Source organism: Flavobacterium arabinosi (assembly GCF_048158725.1).
Lineage (GTDB): Bacteria > Bacteroidota > Bacteroidia > Flavobacteriales > Flavobacteriaceae > Flavobacterium > Flavobacterium arabinosi.
Genome location: NZ_JBLNKX010000001.1, coordinates 837925 through 856418, shown reverse-complemented (window position 1 = coordinate 856418; position 18494 = coordinate 837925). Strand labels below are relative to the sequence as shown.

The 18494-nt window shown below is 33.3% G+C and carries 14 protein-coding genes; 12 read left to right on the top strand and 2 right to left on the bottom strand.

Annotated features, from left to right (window positions below; genetic code table 11):
* Window positions 1-93 precede the first annotated feature (93 nt).
* The 3 genes from ACM55K_RS03525 (at window position 94) to ACM55K_RS03515 (ending at window position 6231) form a co-directional block, all read left to right on the top strand.
* Entirely contained in the window at window positions 94-2397 is a 2304-nt protein-coding gene (locus tag ACM55K_RS03525) for a glycoside hydrolase family 65 protein (protein WP_416848853.1), read from the top strand.
* A gap of 228 nt (window positions 2398-2625) precedes the next feature.
* A complete protein-coding gene (locus ACM55K_RS03520; RefSeq protein WP_416848852.1) occupies window positions 2626-4431 on the top strand; it encodes a glycoside hydrolase family 13 protein in 1806 nt (601 codons plus the stop codon).
* Window positions 4432-4563: 132 nt separating this feature from the next.
* Window positions 4564-6231, top strand: coding sequence for an alpha-amylase family glycosyl hydrolase (locus ACM55K_RS03515; protein WP_416848851.1), 1668 nt, complete (start codon window positions 4564-4566; stop codon window positions 6229-6231).
* A gap of 119 nt (window positions 6232-6350) precedes the next feature.
* On the opposite strand, the gene ACM55K_RS03510 is transcribed toward ACM55K_RS03515, so the two are convergent.
* The gene (locus ACM55K_RS03510; RefSeq protein ID WP_416848850.1) at window positions 6351-9059 is read right to left on the bottom strand and encodes a M16 family metallopeptidase; all 2709 of its coding nucleotides are present in this window, start codon (window positions 9057-9059) and stop codon (window positions 6351-6353) included.
* A 162-nt stretch (window positions 9060-9221) separates the two neighbouring features.
* On the opposite strand from ACM55K_RS03510, the gene ACM55K_RS03505 reads away from it, so the two are divergent.
* From ACM55K_RS03505 to ACM55K_RS03495, 3 genes are all read left to right on the top strand, one after another.
* Window positions 9222-9899, top strand: coding sequence for a glycerophosphodiester phosphodiesterase (locus ACM55K_RS03505; protein ID WP_416848849.1), 678 nt, complete (start codon window positions 9222-9224; stop codon window positions 9897-9899).
* Window positions 9896-11104, top strand: a complete 1209-nt coding sequence (locus ACM55K_RS03500) for a BaiN/RdsA family NAD(P)/FAD-dependent oxidoreductase (RefSeq protein WP_416848848.1) — start codon at window positions 9896-9898, stop codon at window positions 11102-11104. The genes ACM55K_RS03505 and ACM55K_RS03500 overlap by 4 nt, the downstream gene beginning before the upstream one ends.
* Before the next feature lie 189 nt (window positions 11105-11293).
* On the top strand, window positions 11294-12031 hold the full coding sequence (locus ACM55K_RS03495; RefSeq protein ID WP_416848847.1) for a hypothetical protein: 738 nt from the start codon (window positions 11294-11296) through the stop codon (window positions 12029-12031).
* A gap of 66 nt (window positions 12032-12097) precedes the next feature.
* Here the strand turns inward: ACM55K_RS03495 and ACM55K_RS03490 are convergent, their stop codons facing one another.
* Window positions 12098-12574: a TspO/MBR family protein gene (locus tag ACM55K_RS03490; protein ID WP_416848846.1), complete on the bottom strand. Its 477-nt coding sequence runs from the start codon at window positions 12572-12574 to the stop codon at window positions 12098-12100.
* A 113-nt stretch (window positions 12575-12687) separates the two neighbouring features.
* Between ACM55K_RS03490 and ACM55K_RS03485 the strand changes: the two genes are divergently transcribed.
* The 6 genes from ACM55K_RS03485 (at window position 12688) to ACM55K_RS03460 (ending at window position 18389) form a co-directional block, all read left to right on the top strand.
* Window positions 12688-13770 (top strand): diphosphomevalonate decarboxylase, encoded by a 1083-nt coding sequence (locus tag ACM55K_RS03485; RefSeq protein ID WP_416848845.1) that lies wholly within the window; start codon window positions 12688-12690, stop codon window positions 13768-13770.
* A 41-nt stretch (window positions 13771-13811) separates the two neighbouring features.
* The gene (locus tag ACM55K_RS03480) at window positions 13812-14006 is read left to right on the top strand and encodes a hypothetical protein (RefSeq protein WP_416848844.1); all 195 of its coding nucleotides are present in this window, start codon (window positions 13812-13814) and stop codon (window positions 14004-14006) included.
* 56 nt (window positions 14007-14062) lie between these two features.
* On the top strand, window positions 14063-15001 hold the full coding sequence (locus ACM55K_RS03475; protein ID WP_416848843.1) for a mevalonate kinase family protein: 939 nt from the start codon (window positions 14063-14065) through the stop codon (window positions 14999-15001).
* A gap of 373 nt (window positions 15002-15374) precedes the next feature.
* On the top strand, window positions 15375-16802 hold the full coding sequence (locus ACM55K_RS03470) for a sensor histidine kinase (protein WP_416848842.1): 1428 nt from the start codon (window positions 15375-15377) through the stop codon (window positions 16800-16802).
* Window positions 16792-17205 carry a response regulator gene (locus ACM55K_RS03465; protein ID WP_416848841.1) on the top strand — a complete coding sequence of 138 codons (414 nt, stop codon included), beginning with the start codon at window positions 16792-16794 and terminating at the stop codon, window positions 17203-17205. Before ACM55K_RS03470 ends, ACM55K_RS03465 begins: the two co-directional genes overlap by 11 nt.
* Before the next feature lie 227 nt (window positions 17206-17432).
* Entirely contained in the window at window positions 17433-18389 is a 957-nt protein-coding gene (locus ACM55K_RS03460; protein ID WP_416848840.1) for a geranylgeranylglycerol-phosphate geranylgeranyltransferase, read from the top strand.
* Window positions 18390-18494: the final 105 nt, after the last annotated feature.

Here is an 18494-nt window from a genome sequence, read left to right as displayed (position 1 = left end):
AAAGAAACGAGAAGTTAGACAAATTGAGGTAAAAACCAAAGACTTTAAAAACTTCTCAACCTTACACTTTTTAAACTTTAAACAAAGGAAAAAATGAACCAAGATTATATAAAACCAGACAATTGGTCTATCATAGAAGAAGGATTTGATGTAGAAAGCGTAAAATCATCTGAAAGTCTGTTCAGTATTGGTAACGGAGCGATGGGACAACGTGCTAATTTTGAAGAAACCTATACTGGAGAAACATTCCAGGGAAGTTATATTGCAGGAATTTACTATCCGGATAAAACCAAAGTAGGCTGGTGGAAAAACGGATATCCGGAATATTTTGCAAAAGTTTTAAATGCTCCAAATTGGATTGGAATCGAAATCGAAATCAACGGAGAAAAATTCGATTTGAATGCCTGTACCGAAGTCAAAAACTTTCGCCGTGAATTGAATATGAAAGAAGGTTGGTACAATCGTTCTTTTGAAGCGACTTTAAAAAACGGAACCGAAATCGCAGTTACTATTCGTCGTTTTCTTTCTATCGTTTTGGATGAAGTTGGGATTATCAATTACGAAATCACACCTTTGAACAAAGATTCAAAAATAGTGTACAAACCGTATATAGATGCTGGTGTTACGAATGAAGATGCCAACTGGGAAGAAAAATTCTGGGAACCGCTTGACGTAAAAAAATCTGGAAATGAAGCTTTTGTAACGGCTCAAACGTTCAAAACACATTTCAAAGTAACTACTTTCATGCAAAATAGCATTTTGTCTAATGGCGAAAAAACAGCTATTTCTCCATCAAATATTGATGCAACTTCAGACAAAATTCAATTTAGTTACGATGTTATTGTGGCTCAAGGCCAAAAATCATCCATCCAAAAAATTGGTGGTTATACCGTTTCTTTAAACCATGAAAATACTGTTACTGCTGCTGAGAAAGTAATCCAATCTGCGTTAGCAAAAGGATACAATCAAATGCTGCAAGACCAAATTGATGCTTGGGCAAAAATTTGGGAAATGTCAGATATTACAATTGATGGCGATGTAAAAGCACAGCAAGGAATCCGTTTCAATATTTTTCAATTGAACCAAACCTATTTAGGAAAAGATTCTCGTTTGAATATTGGACCAAAAGGATTTACCGGAGAAAAATACGGCGGATCGACTTATTGGGATACCGAGGCGTATTGCATTCCGTTTTACATGGCGACCAAAGATCAGGAAGTAGCTCGAAATTTATTGACCTACCGCTACAATCAATTGGACAAAGCCATTGAAAATGCTGCCAAATTAGGATTTACTAACGGCGCTGCTTTGTACCCAATGGTAACAATGAATGGCGAAGAATGTCATAACGAATGGGAAATTACTTTTGAAGAAATTCATAGAAATGGCGCCATCGCATTTGCCATTTATAACTTTTACAGATACACTGGCGACTACAGTTACATTCCTGAAAAAGGACTGGAAGTATTAATAGGAATTGCACGTTTTTGGCACCAAAGAGCGAATTTTTCGACTAATTTAAACCAATATGTAATTCTGGGCGTTACTGGTCCAAATGAATACGAGAACAACGTAAACAATAATTTCTACACCAATTATATTGCAAAATGGTGTTTGGAATATACCTACGAACAAATTCAAAAAGTGTCTCTGGAATATCCTTCGGATCATAAAAGAATCACCGAAAAAGTAAAAATATCGGATTCCGAATTACAATCTTGGAAAAAAGTTTCGGACAATATGTACTTCCCTTTTTCGGAAGAACATAATGTGTACTTGCAACAAGACGGTTTCTTGGACAAAGATTTAGTTCGCGTAGCTGATTTAGACAAAAGCCAAAGACCTATCAACCAAAAATGGTCTTGGGACAGAATTTTACGTTCGCCTTATATCAAACAAGCCGATGTTTTACAGTGTTTCTATTTCTTCGAAGATCATTTTTCGAAAGAAGAACTAAAAAATAATTTTGAATTTTACGAATCCTTTACGGTTCATGAAAGTTCACTTTCGCCTTGCGTGCACTCGATTCAAGCTGCTTTATTAGACAAAATGGATATGGCGTACACCTTCTATTTGAGAACTTCGCGTCTGGATTTAGACGATTACAATAAAGAAGTGGAAGAAGGCTGTCATATTACATCGATGGCAGGAACTTGGATGAGTATCGTGGAAGGTTTTGGCGGAATGAGAATTAAAGACGACAAACTTCATTTTTCACCAAAAATCCCAAAAGAATGGGAAGGGTATTCGTTTAAAATTAATTTCAGAAATCAAATTTTGAAAGTAGCTATCAATCATAAGGAAACAATTTTCTCAATTGATGGCAACAAAGAATTAGCGATAATAGTGAATGGCAAGAACGTAGTTGTTACCGCTGAAAATGTAGTCTCTGTATAAAAGACAATCGTTAGAACTTGTAGTTACTCTATCATTTGACCTAAGCCTCGCCAGGTTTACAAACAATCCCGATAACCATTGGGATTGTTTAATTGATTTAGCACTTTCTAAAGTTTTACTGCTATTGCAAATTTAACAGCTATAAAATATTAAATAACAAATAAAATCGGTTCGTTTCCGTTTGTAATTATGTACTTTCTAAAAAAAATAACCTTATTCCTTTTTTTTATGTCTTTAACTTTAAATGCTCAAATTGATAGAGTTGAACCGCCTTTTTGGTATGCGGGCATGAAAAATCCAGAATTGCAAATACTATTTTACGGTAAAAACATAGCAGAATATCAAGTTACGGTTTCTAATGCTATAAAAATCACTAACGTTAAGAGAACGGAAAATCCTAACTATATTTTTGTTACCATTGATACTAAAAAAGTATCAGCAACTGATTTGATTTTTACTTTCAAAAACAACAATAAAGGGTCGTTTACCCAAAAATATGCTTTAAAGAAAAGAAAAGATAATTCAGCTCAACGCAAAAGTTACGATGCTTCGGATATGATGTATTTGCTGATGCCGGATCGTTTTGCAAATGGAAGCAGGAATAATGACAGCGAAAACGCTACTACAGAAAAATACAATCGCGAATTACCTGGAGGAAGACACGGTGGCGACATTGAAGGAATTATAAAAAACCTGAATTACATTTCCTCATTGGGCGCAACAACGATATGGAGCACGCCACTTTGCGAAGACAATGACGCTGCTTTTTCTTATCATACGTATGGTCAATCTGATGTTTATAAAATAGATCCACGTTACGGGACTAATGAAGATTATGTACGATTGTCTTCTGAAATGCATAAGAAAAACATGAAATTAGTGATGGATTACGTGACTAATCATTGGGGAATTGAACATTGGATGATGAAAGATTTACCAACACGTGAATGGATCAATCAATTTGATACTTACACCCAAACTAATCATAAAAGAACTGTTATTCACGATACGCATGCCTCAAAAATTGATACAGAAACATGCCTGAACGGTTGGTTTGCTCCATCGATGCCTGATTTAAACTTATCGAATCCTTTGGCCTTAAAATACCTGATTCAAAATGCAATTTGGTGGATTGAATATGCCGATTTAGATGGATTTAGAGTAGATACGTTTAATTACTCCGACCCAAAAGGAATTGCCAAATGGACAAAATCGGTTACGGATGAATATCCAAATTTTAATATTGTAGGTGAAGTTTGGATGCAAAGCCAAGCACAGATATCCTACTGGCAAAAAGACAGTCCAATAAGTAAAATACAAGACTACAATTCCAATTTACCAAGTGTAATGGATTTCACATTATTTGAGGCAACCAGTAAAGTATTCAATGAGGATGACGGTTCTTGGGACAAAGGAATGATCAAATTGTATGATAATTTTACGAATGACTTTCTTTATCCAAATACCAACAATATGTTAGTTTTTGTCGAAAATCACGACACCAATCGTTTCAATCAAACTTATGGAAATGACATTAGAAAATACAAAATGGCAATGGCTTTGATAGCAACAGTTCGTGGAATTCCACAATTGTATTATGGAAGTGAAATTGGCATGACTGGTGACAAAGGCAAGGGCGATGCTGACATTCGTCAAGACTTTCCAGGTGGTTGGGAAGGTGATGAAAACAATGCTTTCATCAAGGAAGGAAGAACTCCGGGACAAAATGACTATTTTGATTATACATCTAAATTATTTAATTGGAGAAAAATAAAATCGGTAGTTCATTTTGGGAAGATGACACATTACATTCCTGAAGACAATGTGTATGTTTATTTTAGGTATAATACGAATGAAAGTGTTATGGTTCTAATCAACAACAGTAATGAAACCCACACCATAAATACGCATCGTTTTAAAGAAAACATCAAAGATTTTAAAACCGGAAAGGATGTGATTTCTGAATTAACATTTGATATCACAAACGAAATAATAATTGAACCTAAATCAGTTTTGATTTTAGAATTGAAGTAATTTAAAGCACGTAAGACCTCTAAGAGAACATAAGGATACTCTAGCGAATAATTAACGCCACAAACATAAATGAACTTATATTTTTTATGTTTCCAAAAAAAACAGCCGTAAATAATCATAAATTTCAACTAAATGAAAAAATATTTAATACTGCTTTTAATAACAGTAATGACACTTTTTAGCAGTTGCACCAGTACAAAAACTGTTTCTGAAAGCAATAAAAAAGTAACTAAAATTCCGTTTGTTTGGGAAGGGGCCAATGTGTATTTTCTAATGACCGATCGTTTTAATAATGGTGATACTTCAAATGATATAAACTTAAACAGGACCAAAACACCAGGAAAACTTCGTGGTTTCGAAGGAGGAGATATCAAAGGAATTTCAAAAAAAATTGACGAAGGTTATTTTGATAAACTGGGAATCAATGCCATTTGGTTTACACCAATAGTGGAACAAATTCACGATGGCGTAGATGAAGGAACGGGATTAAGTTATGGCTTTCATGGGTATTGGGCCAGAGATTGGACGAACTTAGACCCTAATTTTGGTACAAAAGAAGATTTAGCTTTATTAGTTCAAAAAGCACATGCGCACGGAATCCGAATCATTCTGGACGGCGTAATCAATCATACCGGACCAGTAACCTCAGTGGATACGATTTGGCCAAATGACTGGGTAAGAACGGGACCAACTTGTGATTATAAATCATTTGCGAATACAACTGCTTGTACTTTAGTAGCTAATCTTCCGGATGTAAAAACAGAGAGCAATCAAAATGTAGACTTACCTCCTTTTCTAATCGAAAAATGGAAAAAAGAAGGTCGTTATGAACAAGAAATGAAAGAATTGGATGCGTTTTTTACTCGTACAGGATATCCAAGAGCGCCAAAATATTACATCATCAAATGGTTGACCGATTATATTGCTGATTATGGAATTGACGGTTATAGAGGCGATACTGTAAAACACACTGACGAAACGGTTTGGGCTGATTTCAAATCCCAATGCAACTATGCATTTGAAAATTGGAAGAAAAACAACCCTGTAAAAGTATTGGACAACAATTCTTTTTACACCATTGCAGAAGTGTATAATTATGGAATCAGCGGTGGCCAAATTTTTGATTTTGGAGATAAAAAAGTAAACTATTACGAAAATGGATTCAATAACATGATCAATTTCGAATTCAAATGGGATGCCCAAAAAGACTATGAATTTATATTTTCCAAGTATTCTGACAAGTTGAATAATGAACTGAAAGGATACAGTGTTTTAAACTATTTGTCTTCTCATGATGATGGCGGACCATTTGATGCAAAACGTACCAAAAGCAAAGAAGCAGGGACAAAATTATTACTGAGTCCAGGACTTTCACAAGTCTATTATGGCGATGAATCTGCGCGTTCATTAGTAGTTGAAGGAACTCAAGGCGACGCAACATTGCGTTCCTTCATGAATTGGGACGCTATCAAATCAAATCCTGAAACTCAAGAAACACTTTTGCATTGGCAAAAATTAGGTCAATTCAGAAAAAATCATCCTTCTGTTGGAGCAGGAATTCACAAACAAATTTCGGCTCAACCCTATACTTTTTCCAGAACTTTCTCTAAAGAAAATTATTCGGATACAGTTGTGGTTGGATTAGATTTAGCGATTGGCAAAAAAGAACTTGCCGTCGGTTCCGTTTTTAAAGACGGAGCTAAAATAAGAGATGCGTATTCTGGAAAATCAGGAATTGTTTCTGACGGAAAAGTTTCATTTGATACTAATTTTTCCTTATTATTAATTGAAAATCAGTAATCTTTAGATTTTTATTTTCATTAAAAAGGGATTGTCTAAAATAGACTGCCCCCAAAAAGTTAGACACTATTTGGGGGCAGTTCAAAATTAAGTCAATCCCTTTTTTATGAAAATAGATCTTATTTTTTGGTGAAATCACCAGCGTAAATTAAGACTAACTTTTTCATATCGAAATATTTTTTCAACGCTGCATTTACTTTATCTACATCCAACGCTTTTACTTTATTTTCATAGTCCGAATAATCCGTAAACGTTTTGTTTTGATCTAAATATTCTCTTAATTGCCTAACTAAAAACTCATCGGTTCCAAGCATTGTTTGTCGTTGTTGCAACCAAGATTTTAATGAAGCATCAAATTCTACTTTTGTAAAACCCTTATCCAATGCTTTCTGAATTTCGTCTTTCAAAGCATTGTCTAATTTATCTTTAAACAACGGATTGAAGAAAGCGTAAACGCCCCAGCTGCCCGTCTTGTCAATACCACTTCCTGAAACAAAAGAACCCGCACCATAACTCATCCCCTCTGCTTCACGCAACCTTTGCGGTATTCTGGAAGAAAGAAAACCACCACCAAGCAATTCATTGGCCATATCAACTGCTGGATAATCCGGTTCGTTGATACCAATATTCAAATTAATTTTCCCAATAACAGCGGCATTGGTTTTGTCATTGACTTGGATTGTTTTATCCACCGATTTCACATCAAAATATTGCGTTGTAATTCTTGAATAAAGCTCCTTTGAATTCCAATTATCCAAAGTTTTAGTCATAAATTCTTTGATACTTTTTTTATCGATTCCACCTACAAATGAAGAGATACTATTATTTCCGTTGTAGAAATCTTCGTAATACTTTTTCACGTCATCCAGTGTAATTTTACTTAATTCAGCTAATTCTTCATCAACTGTTTTTGAATAATAGGGATGCGATTTTGGATACAGTGCAGTTTCTTTCTCAACAGCTTCGCTGGCTAGTGACTGTGGTTCATTTTTGGAGGATTCCAACTCACTTTTAGTCTCTAATTTCATTTTTTCAAATTCAGAAGCATCAAATAACGGATTCCTTAAAATATCATCAACAAGAATTAAAGCCTTGTTTAAATTCTCTTTATCAGTACTCATTCTCAAATACATTCTGTCCACAGTTGCTTGTAAACTCAAATTAATTTTATATTGATCTAATTGGTCATTAATGTCTGTTTTAGTTCTTGTCTTCGTCCCTAATTTAAGCATTTTGGCCGTTAAATTAGCTATTAGATCTTTCCCTTCAAGTGCTTTTATATTTCCTATTCGAAGCATAATTCGACCTTCAATTTTATTTCCCTTTGAAGGTTTTTCAAGCAATGCATATTTTCCTCCTGAGGCTAATTTTCCTATTTCTGTCGTTTTCAAAATATTAGCAACAGAGGTTTCAAAAGTAGCATTATTCATCTCTAAAGCTTTCCCTTTATATCCCTTGGTTAGAGCTACAATATCAGGAGTATCACTTACTTTTACCCGTTCTGTATTATTTTCAGGCAGGAACCTTCCCCAAGTTCGGTTGCTTTGTAAATAATATTTTTTGGCAACATTTTGAATATCGGCAAGTGTCAATTTTTCAACATTATCTCTATCAATAAAGAATAAACGCCAATCTCCTGCACCAATATTTTCTGTCAATGCAATACTTAAATTGATGGTTTTATTGTAAGTGTTTTCAAATTGTTTCAACAATTCATTTTTGGCTCTTTTTAAATCATCTTCCGTGAATATCATTTTTGGAACCTCGTTCATAGTTTGAAGAAAAGCATTTTGAGCCGTTGTTAGATCTTTATCTTTCGGGATTTCACATTGAAAATAGCTAAAACCGGGATCTCTCAACGTCCTGGTATAACCGTAAACACTAGTTGCAAGTTTCGTTTCGATCAAAGCTTTATACAAAACACCCGAAGGATTGTTTGAAAGAATTGAAATCAAAGCATTGTTTGCAGCATATTCTTTGTCCGAAAAACTGGGCGTATGGTATGCCATTGCTACATACTGTATATCGCCGTTTCTTTTTAATTCAACAAAACGCTCTCCATCTTGCGCTGGTTCAACAGTATAAGTTTGTTCAATAATTTGTTTTGATTTCGGGATAATCGCAAAATATTTTGAAATCAAATCCAATGTTTTCTTTTCATCAAATTTTCCCCCAACAATTAGTGTTGCATTATTGGGATGGTAGTATTTTTTGTAGAAATTTTTAAGAGAAGATGCCTTAACTCTTTCGATATCTTCTTTGCTTCCTATCGTCGAATTCCCATAATTATGCCATAAAAAAGCCGATGAAATAATCCTTTCTTCCAGAACACTCGAAGGCGAATTCTCTCCTATTTCAAACTCATTTCTAACTACCGAAAATTCAGTATCTAAATCCGATTGCAAAATAGAAGATGTTACCATTCTATCCGCTTCCATTTCTAAAGCCCAATTTAAGTTATCGTCTGTCGCAGGAAGAATTTCATAATAATTTGTTCGATCACTCCACGTAGTCCCATTGGCTATCGCCCCTTTATCGGCAATCGCTTTTTTAATTTCGGTGAATTTTGACGAGCGTTTAAACAACATGTGTTCCAGTAAATGCGCCATTCCGGTTTCGCCGTACCCTTCGTGTCTCGAACCTACATTATACACAATATTCACCACTACATTAGATTGTGCGGCATCAGGAATCAAAAGAATTCGAAGCCCATTTGGCAAATTATATTCTTTAATTCCTTCAACCGAGGTAACTAATTTTGGTATCTGTGCAAAACTTGTCACCATAAACAATCCTGTAAAAAGAATTGATAAAATACTATTTTTCATAAATGGCTCTATTTAAGTTAGTTTAAAAATATTGCTTTTAAATTTTTTATGTAAATATCCTATTTTTCTCTCATTAAACAATCGCTTTTTTTATAAAAAAAACAAAGGTTTTAAAGCTTTAACTTAAAAAATTGTTCTTTTTTTGTACTGAAAAAATATTCCATGAAAAAGATTGGTCATCGTGGTGTCAAAGGGTATGAACCGGAGAATACATTAGTTTCTTTCCAAAAAGCATTAGACATGCAAGTAGATGGGATTGAACTCGATGTACATCTTAGTGCGGATGATGAATTAATGGTGATCCATGATGAAACAATTGACAGAACGACTAATGGAAAAGGTTTTGTAAATAAGCTATCTTTGCGCGAATTGAAGGCTTTTCGAATTGATGACAAGCATAAAATTCCAACGCTCAAAGAAGTATTTGATTTGGTAAACCAAAACTGTTTTATCAATATTGAACTAAAAAATTATGACACTGCAGAGAAAGTCGTTTCGCTCATCGAAAAATATGTTACTAAAAAAGAATGGAAATACGACCGGTTTTTAGTCTCCAGTTTTGATTGGAATGCTTTGCAGCAAGTAGCGTTTTTGAATGATAAAATTCCAATTGGCGTTTTAACAGAAACCAATCTCGATTTAGCTCAGGCTTTCGCCAAATTTATTCAGGCAAAGTCCATTCATCCTCATTTTCATTTATTGACAAAGGAAAACATGGCGCAAATGCAAGAAAAAGGATTGCAGGTTTTCCCTTGGACCATCAATGAAATAGAAGACATACAAAAAATAAAAGCATTCAACGTAAACGGAATCATCACCGATTTCCCAGATAGAATATGAATCAAAATTTCGATATTATAATAGTAGGCGGTGGCGCAGCAGGTTTTTTTACGGCAATTAATATTGTAGAAAAAAATCCAAAGTTAAAAGTAGCCATTCTGGAACGCGGTACCGAAGTACTGAACAAAGTTCGCATTTCTGGCGGCGGAAGATGCAACGTGACGCATGCTTGTTTTGAGCCTAATGAACTGGTCAAGTTTTATCCGCGTGGCGAAAAAGAATTGCGAGGTCCTTTTCATCAGTTTTGTTCTGGCGATACGATTGAATGGTTCGAGAAACATGGGGTAGAATTAAAAATTGAAGCAGACGGACGCATGTTTCCAGTTTCTAATTCATCACAAACCATAATTGATTGTTTCCTGAAAGCCACACAAAAACTGGGAATTGCAGTGTTAACGGGACAAAGTGTACAATCCATTTTCAAGAAAGAAAACACATGGAAAATAGAAACCCAAACTGAAAATTATCTTGCCGAAAAACTAATTCTAGCCACAGGAAGTAATCCTAAAGTATGGGAAATGCTACAGAATTTCGGACATGCAGTTGTCAGTCCGGTTCCTTCCCTATTCACTTTCAACATTAAAGATTCGAGAATAAAAGAATTACCCGGTGTTGCGGCACAAGTTACCGTAAAAGTAAAAGACACTAAACTCACCTCAACAGGGCCTTTGTTAATTACCCATTGGGGAATGAGCGGTCCGGCGATTTTAAAATTATCCGCTTGGGGTGCCCGAATCTTACATGATAAAAATTATCAGTTTACCATTTTTATCAATTGGTTGAATGATGCAGACAAAGAAGCTATCGAGAAAAAATTAAAAGAATTAAAACAAGAACACGCCAAAAAATCGGTTTCAAAAAAATCACCTTTCGAATTAACCAACCGATTGTGGGAAAGTTTGGTACTCGCTTCAGGAATTGAACAGGAAACAAAATGGGCTGATTTATCTAAAATTCAATTGCAAAATCTAGTGAATCAACTTACAAATGGCACTTTTCAAGTAAACGGAAAAAGCACCTTTAAAGAAGAATTTGTAACTGCAGGCGGAATCGATTTAAAGGAAATCAATTTCAAAACCATGGAAAGTAAATTACATGAAAACCTCTATTTTGCGGGTGAAATTGTGAATATTGATGCCATTACCGGTGGGTTCAATTTCCAAAATGCGTGGACCAGCGGGTTTATTGTGGCGAATGCGGTTTAGACACAAGTTCCTTTTAAAAACATTAATAATTAATACTTTATTCTAATATCACAACGTGATTTAAATCCACTCTTATCATACTACAAAACTTTAATTAAGAGAACTTTAGTGTTTGATTAACATGAATTTATTATTCTGTTTTCATTTCCAAAGAATGATTTGAATACATTTGTAGTCAAAATATTACGATTGATAAAAATATACCTTTCCTTTCCATTACTATTTTTTGGAGTTCAATTTAGTTTTTCACAAACCGAAAAATTAATTAATGGTACCGTTTTGTACGAAAAATTCCCTATCGCAAAAGTCGAAGTTGCTGATTTTAATTCTAAAAAAACTACCCTTACAAATGCATCAGGAGAATTTTCTATATTAGTAGAAGCTGGAGACGAACTCTTTTTTGTTTCAAAAAACCACGATATCAAAAAAATCATGGTGAATCAAAATACGATAAACAACAAAAATCTTATTATTTCATTAATCCTTAAACCCGAAGAGTTAAAGGAAGTCATAATTACAAAAATACCTTCTATTCAATTAAGTACAAATAAAGGGTATGAACAAGGAAAGCTTGATCAATTAGCTTTAGAAAAATCGGCAAGAAGATTAAAAACGGGGGTCTACAATGGATCCATTGACAACGGAATGGATTTAATGCGAGTTGGCGGCATGATTATGGGTCTATTTGTAAAAGAAAAAGAGAACGTAAAAAAAACTGTTGCTGAAATTAATTTTACAGCATTGGCAAAAAGCAGCTGTGATCAGAAATTTTATCTTGAAAACTTGAAGTTAAAACCAGATGAAATAGACTTATTCCTTCAATTTTGTGAGACAGACCCTAAATCAAAATTACTCCTAGAACACCATAATATACTAAGCGTAATAGATTTTTTATCTATCAAGAATATTGAATTTAAGAAGCTGTAAGACTTAAATATAATTTAATTTTCTCATCACAAGATAAACTGATCACTGCGAACTGGAAACTATCAACTATTTATTCAACCACCAAATACTTCCATTTAAAACGGCAGCAAAACTCACCCAGGCCAAATAGGGTAGAAACAAATAACCTGCAATTTTATTGATTTTGGCAAACTGAATATAGGTTTCATAAATCATCAGCCACAAAACAATAATTTCTAAACCTGCTAACATTGGGTTATGTAATCCAAAGAATAAATAGGACCATAAAGCATTTAAAGTCAATTGAATTGTAAAAAAAATCAATGCTTTTTTTACTGTTTCTCTTTCAAAATCAATTCGGTTCCAAACTAAACCTCCAGCAACGCCCATCATAATATACAACATGCTCCAAACAGGTGCAAAAACCCAGTTGGGTGGATTAAAACTTGGTTTGACCAAAGTAGGATACCATGTTGTTATTGCAGAACGAGTAACCATTCCGGAGAAATAACCAATCGCAAGACAAGTAACAACAATAGCTAATATTCGGGTAATCTTATTCATTTTTATGTTTTTCTAATGTGAGCCAAATTTACTTAAATCTTTCTAACGATTAACAGGATAAACAAATTAACAAATAAACCAAAAAAAGTATCTTTGCTTAAATTTTTAAATTCATGATTTCAGCAAACGATTTTATTCCATCAAAATATACACATTCTATTAAAAAAGGTAATTTCCAATGGAGCGCGCCCAGTAATATTGCCCTTGTGAAATATTGGGGCAAAAAAGACAATCAAATTCCTGCTAATCCTTCGGTTAGTTTTACGTTGAATAATTGTAAAACCATCACCAAATTGGCTTTCGCCAAAAAGCAAAATGATGGTAAATTTTCCTTTGATTTACTTTTTGAAGGAAAACCAAAAGAAGATTTCAAACCAAAAATCCAAAAATTTCTAGAAAGAATTGAAGTGTATTTACCGTTTTTGAAAGAGTATCATTTTACAATCGATACGGAGAACACGTTTCCGCACAGTTCAGGAATTGCTTCATCCGCATCTGGAATGGCGGCATTGGCGATGAACTTGATGAGTTTAGAAAAAGCATTAAATCCTAAAATGACTTCAGCGTATTTCTATCAAAAAGCCTCGTTATTAGCGCGTTTAGGTTCCGGTAGCGCTTGTCGAAGCATAAAAGGAAGTGTTGTCGTTTGGGGAAATCACGCGAATATCTCCGGAAGTTCTGATTTATTTGGGGTTGAATTTCCAAATGCCATTCATGCCAATTTTAAGAATTTTCAAGATACGATTTTGTTGGTTGACAAAGGCGAAAAACAAGTTTCAAGTACTGTTGGACATGATTTGATGCACAACCATCCTTTTGCCGAAAGGCGATTTGCACAAGCACACGAAAATTTAGGTCAATTAATCACCATTTTTGAAAGTGGGAATCTGGAAGAATTTATCAAAATTGTAGAAAGTGAAGCCTTGACTTTACACGCCATGATGATGACATCGATGCCTTATTTTATATTAATGAAACCTAATACTTTGGAGATCATAAATGCGATTTGGAAATTTAGAAATGAAACCAAAATTCCGGTTTGTTTTACGCTGGATGCCGGAGCAAACGTGCATGTTTTATACCCAAATAACACTAAAGAGAAAGTGTTACAATTTATTAAGGACGAATTAGTTGGCTATTGCCAAAATGGTCAGTACCTTTGTGACGAAATTGGAAATGGAGCTTTGTTGAATTAGTTTGTTTTTTCCCTACCTTTAAGTTTTAAAGCGCTGAAATTATGGACATTCAATCAGAGAAATTAGAATTGATAAAATTGTTATTAGAAACGAATGACAAGGACATAATCGAATCTATAAAAAACATTTTCAAATCAGAAAAAAAAGATGTTTGGAAAGAGTTATCTCCTGAAGAACAAGAAGAAATTGATCTTGGAATTCAAGAAGCAAATCGTGGAGACCAAGTCGATTTATAAAATTACCTACTAAAATACCTAATTATCAACCCCAAATTGCTAATTTACAATCTAATATGAAAGGACCTTTATTTTACTCAAAAATATTACTCTTTGGAGAATACGGAATTATTCGTGACTCAAAAGGATTGTCAATTCCTTATAATTTTTACAATGGTGCGCTTAAAAGAGATGAGAATCCATCTGATGAAGCGATAAAATCAAATGGAAATTTAAGACGTTTTGTTACTTATTTAGAAACGTTACAAAACGAGCAACCCAACTTAGTAACTTTTGATTTAGCAAATTTAAAAAATGATGTTGAAACTGGAATGTATTTTGATTCCAGCATTCCTCAGGGTTATGGCGTAGGAAGTAGTGGCGCACTTGTAGCTGCTATTTACGATAAATATGCTCAAAATAAAATTACGGTTCTGGAGAATTTGACCCGTGAAAAATTATTGCAGTTAAAAAATATATTTTCTCAAATGGAGAGTTTTTTCCACGGAAAAAGTTCTGGCTTAGACCCTTTAAACAGTTATTTGAGCATTCCAATTCTTATCAATTCTAAAGACAATATTGAAGCAACTGGAATACCAACACAAAGTTTTGACGGGAAAGGTGCCGTATTCTTGCTAGATTCAGGAATTGTAGGCGAAACGGCTCCGATGGTAAATATCTTCATGGAAAACCTAAAAGACAAAGGATTCCGTGCCATGTTGAAAAATCAATTTGTAAAACATACGGATGCTTGTGTGGAAAATTTCCTTGGAGGCGATATGAAATCATTGTTCATGAACACTAAGAAATTATCAAAAGTGGTTTTGAATAACTTCAAACCAATGATTCCGGAACAATTTCACGGAATCTGGCAACAAGGAATTGACAGTAATGATTATTACTTGAAATTATGTGGCTCAGGCGGTGGTGGCTATATCTTAGGTTTTACTGAGAATTTAGAAAAAGCCAAAATTTCGTTGAAAGATTATAAACTAGAAGTTGTTTATCAGTTCTAAAAAGCTTTAACCCTTAAAATATACCCTATAATGCTTAGCAAAAGCTTCTTATAATAAAATTATTAGCTTGTTCCCTGTTGAAGCATATATGCAATTATTATTTCGAAGCAATTTGGTTTCTTATTGAATACCCATTATATATATTTTGGGCACAACTTCATTATAAAAAACAAAAAATTCTTAAACCGTTTCGATAACAATAAAATTCATACTGGAATTATACTTCTTGACGAACTCCTAAAAAGCAATTATTTAAATCATTCATAACAAAAACCACATTAAATAAAATTAAAAAAAATCTTACATTTTAAATAAAAACAACTTATCTTTAAAGATCTGATTTTTTTGCCCTTATCACTTACAAAAAAACTACATGTCTGAAATTAAAATTCTTGAATATTTTAAGCTCCGCAATATTTTCATTCCTCTCATTATAGTGATTTTGTCTTGTTCTTCGTTGATTATCATCAACTATCTAACTATTAAAATATTGTCGGCATCCAGGGCGTATGTAAATGGAGAATCCCATTATTCTAAAGGACAGAAAGATGCCACCAGACATCTTATCACGTACCTTTTTACTAAAGACCCCATTGAATGGAAATTATTTAACGAAGAATTAAGTGTTCCGAAAGGAGATAAAACTGCACGAATCGGCTTGACAAATAATGACTCTATTGAGACCATCAAAAACGGATTTAGAGCCGGTAGAAATAACGAGAAAGACCTTGACGATTTAATTTGGTTATTTAGATATTTTCATTCCGTTCCTTTTTTAGCAAAGGCGATTAATGAATGGGAAAAAGGCGATTATTTAATTGAACAATTAGAATCAATCGGAAATGAGTCTCATAAAAAAATAAGTACTACCAATTTAAAATCAAACGACGAGCAAAAAATTTTACAACAGATAAATATCATTACTGATAAATTAACAAAAAACGAACAAAATTTCTCGGAAGCACTTGGTGAAGGCACACGCTTGATTAAAACCTATCTTCTTTTAACCAATATTTTTTTTACTTTGATGATCATTGGGAGCGTAAGTATTTACTACTCCGTAATGATTAACAGACTAAGACGCTCGAAACATGAAACAGATGATAAAAACAAAAATTTAATCATTGCCAATAAGAAACTTGACAAATTTGTTTACAGTGTTTCACATGATCTAAGATCTCCTATCTCTTCCTTAAAAGGATTAATAGAAATCGTAAAACTAGAGGATGATTTGGATCAAATTAGGGATTATTTAAGTCTAATGCATGAAAGCCTTGAGAAACAAGATGAATTTATCAGAGAAATAATAGATTATTCTAGAAATAAAAGGAAAGAAATAGCCATCGCTCCCGTTGATTTAAATAAAATCACAGATGAAATCATTGCTCAACATCTGTACATTAAAGGTACTAGTGAAATCGTTATCAAAAAAGAATTATCAGTTGAAGAATTGTATTGTGATGGTTTGAGATTAAAAATTATTTTAAATAATTTATTGTCAAATGCCATCAAGTACTCTGATGAAAAAAAAGAAGAAAGGTATATTTCAATTAAAACGTATACCACGGGAGACTTTTACAAAATAGAAATTGAAGATAATGGCATCGGAATTAATAAAGAATACCAAGTCAAAATTTTTGAAATGTTTTTTGTCACTAATAACAACAATAAAGGTTCCGGATTAGGCCTTTATTTAGTAAAAGAAGCAATTGAAAATCTTAATGGATCTATAACAGTCGATTCGGAAATGAATATTGGGAGCACATTTATAGTAACTATACCTAAAGAATATGAAACCTAATTATAAAATTTTGATAATTGACGATAATACAATTGATCAAATTGTCACCAAACAATTACTAAAAAAAGCTCTCGGTATAACTGAAATAAGCACTGTTAATAATGGCAAACAGGGAATTCAATGGCTTAATAATCATAAAAGGAATTTTGAAGAATCTCTAATTATTCTTTTGGATATCAAAATGCCTGAAATGGATGGATTCGAGTTCCTTTCAGAATTTGAAATGCTCCCCGAAGAATTGAAAAAGGAAACTCAAATTTTTATGCTTTCATCTACATTAGACCCTTATGATATTACACGAGCAAAAAGCAATAAATATGTAAAAAGTATTTTAAGCAAACCTTTCCCCGTTAAAGAATTTAGCGAAATAATTTATCCTGACTCTTCTTCAAAGATAGCCTAATCCATATTTTGAATCCAATGAAATCAGAATTCCTATTCATTGCAAGTCAGAAACACTCTTAATATATAGCAAATTTTTTAGCGATTTTATCTTAGAACAATTCACATGTGTTTTTTTTGTGAAAAAATCAAGTTAATTTTAAAAACAAAATCTTAAATTTGAAAACAAATAAGCAAGTTTACTATAATTACACCCTGTAAAACTTGACAAAAAACTACTATTAAAAAATGTTAAGCAGACAGCACAAGCTTCTTATAATGAAAATTGCAAGTTTGTTCTCTGTCGTTAGAGGGTATAACATTCCAATAATTATTTTGGCGCAATATCTTTCGGCGATATTTATCCTTGCCCCCGAAAAAAGAGCACTGGATATCTTACTCGATTTTAATTTATTTATACTTGTTTTTGCTTCTTCGCTTGCGATTGCTTCGGGTTATATCATCAATAGTTTTTATGATAGCCGAAAAGATTTAATCAACCGGCCTAATAAATCCATGCTGGACCGATTAGTAAGTCAAAAAACAAAATTAAGTGTCTATTTTGCACTGAATCTCATAGTTGCTTTAATGGCATTGTTCGTTTCATGGCGCGTATTTTTATTCTTTTCAGCGTATATATTTTCCATCTGGTTTTATTCCCATAAAATAAAAAAATATCCGATAATAGGAAACCTGACAGCCTCTCTATTGGCTGTTCTGCCTTTTTTTGCCATACTATTGTATTTTTATATTCAGATTCCATTTGAAGAAATTGAAAATTATAAAAGACAGCTTGCCGTAATATTTGCGCATGCCGCCTTTTTATTTCTACTAATTCTTATTCGGGAAATGGTTAAGGATTTAGAAAACCTAAAAGGGGACTTGGCCAATGATTACAAAACGATTCCAATTGTTTATGGAGAAGAAATATCAAAAAAAACGATTACTATTTTGACCATTCTGGCTGTAATTCCAGTTTATCTTTTAATCGAAATTTACGATGTCGGTTATATGGATATTTATTTTTATTCTTGCCTTATTGTGTTGATTTTTTTCTTGGCTTACTTATGGAAATCAAACACCAAATCACAATTTTTACTACTTCATAATGTACTGAAATTCCTTATTGTGGCTGGAGTATTTTGCATTGTGCTTATCAATCCGAGTGTTTTGTGGCACGGAAAAAGATTGTTGATGATGATTTAGATTTCTCTTTCATAAGAAATATAAAAAGGATAAAACAATTTCCTCAAAAGTACCCAAATCTCTCCATTAGGTTAGCCCCGATTACAACGGCATCCTTTTTCTTTT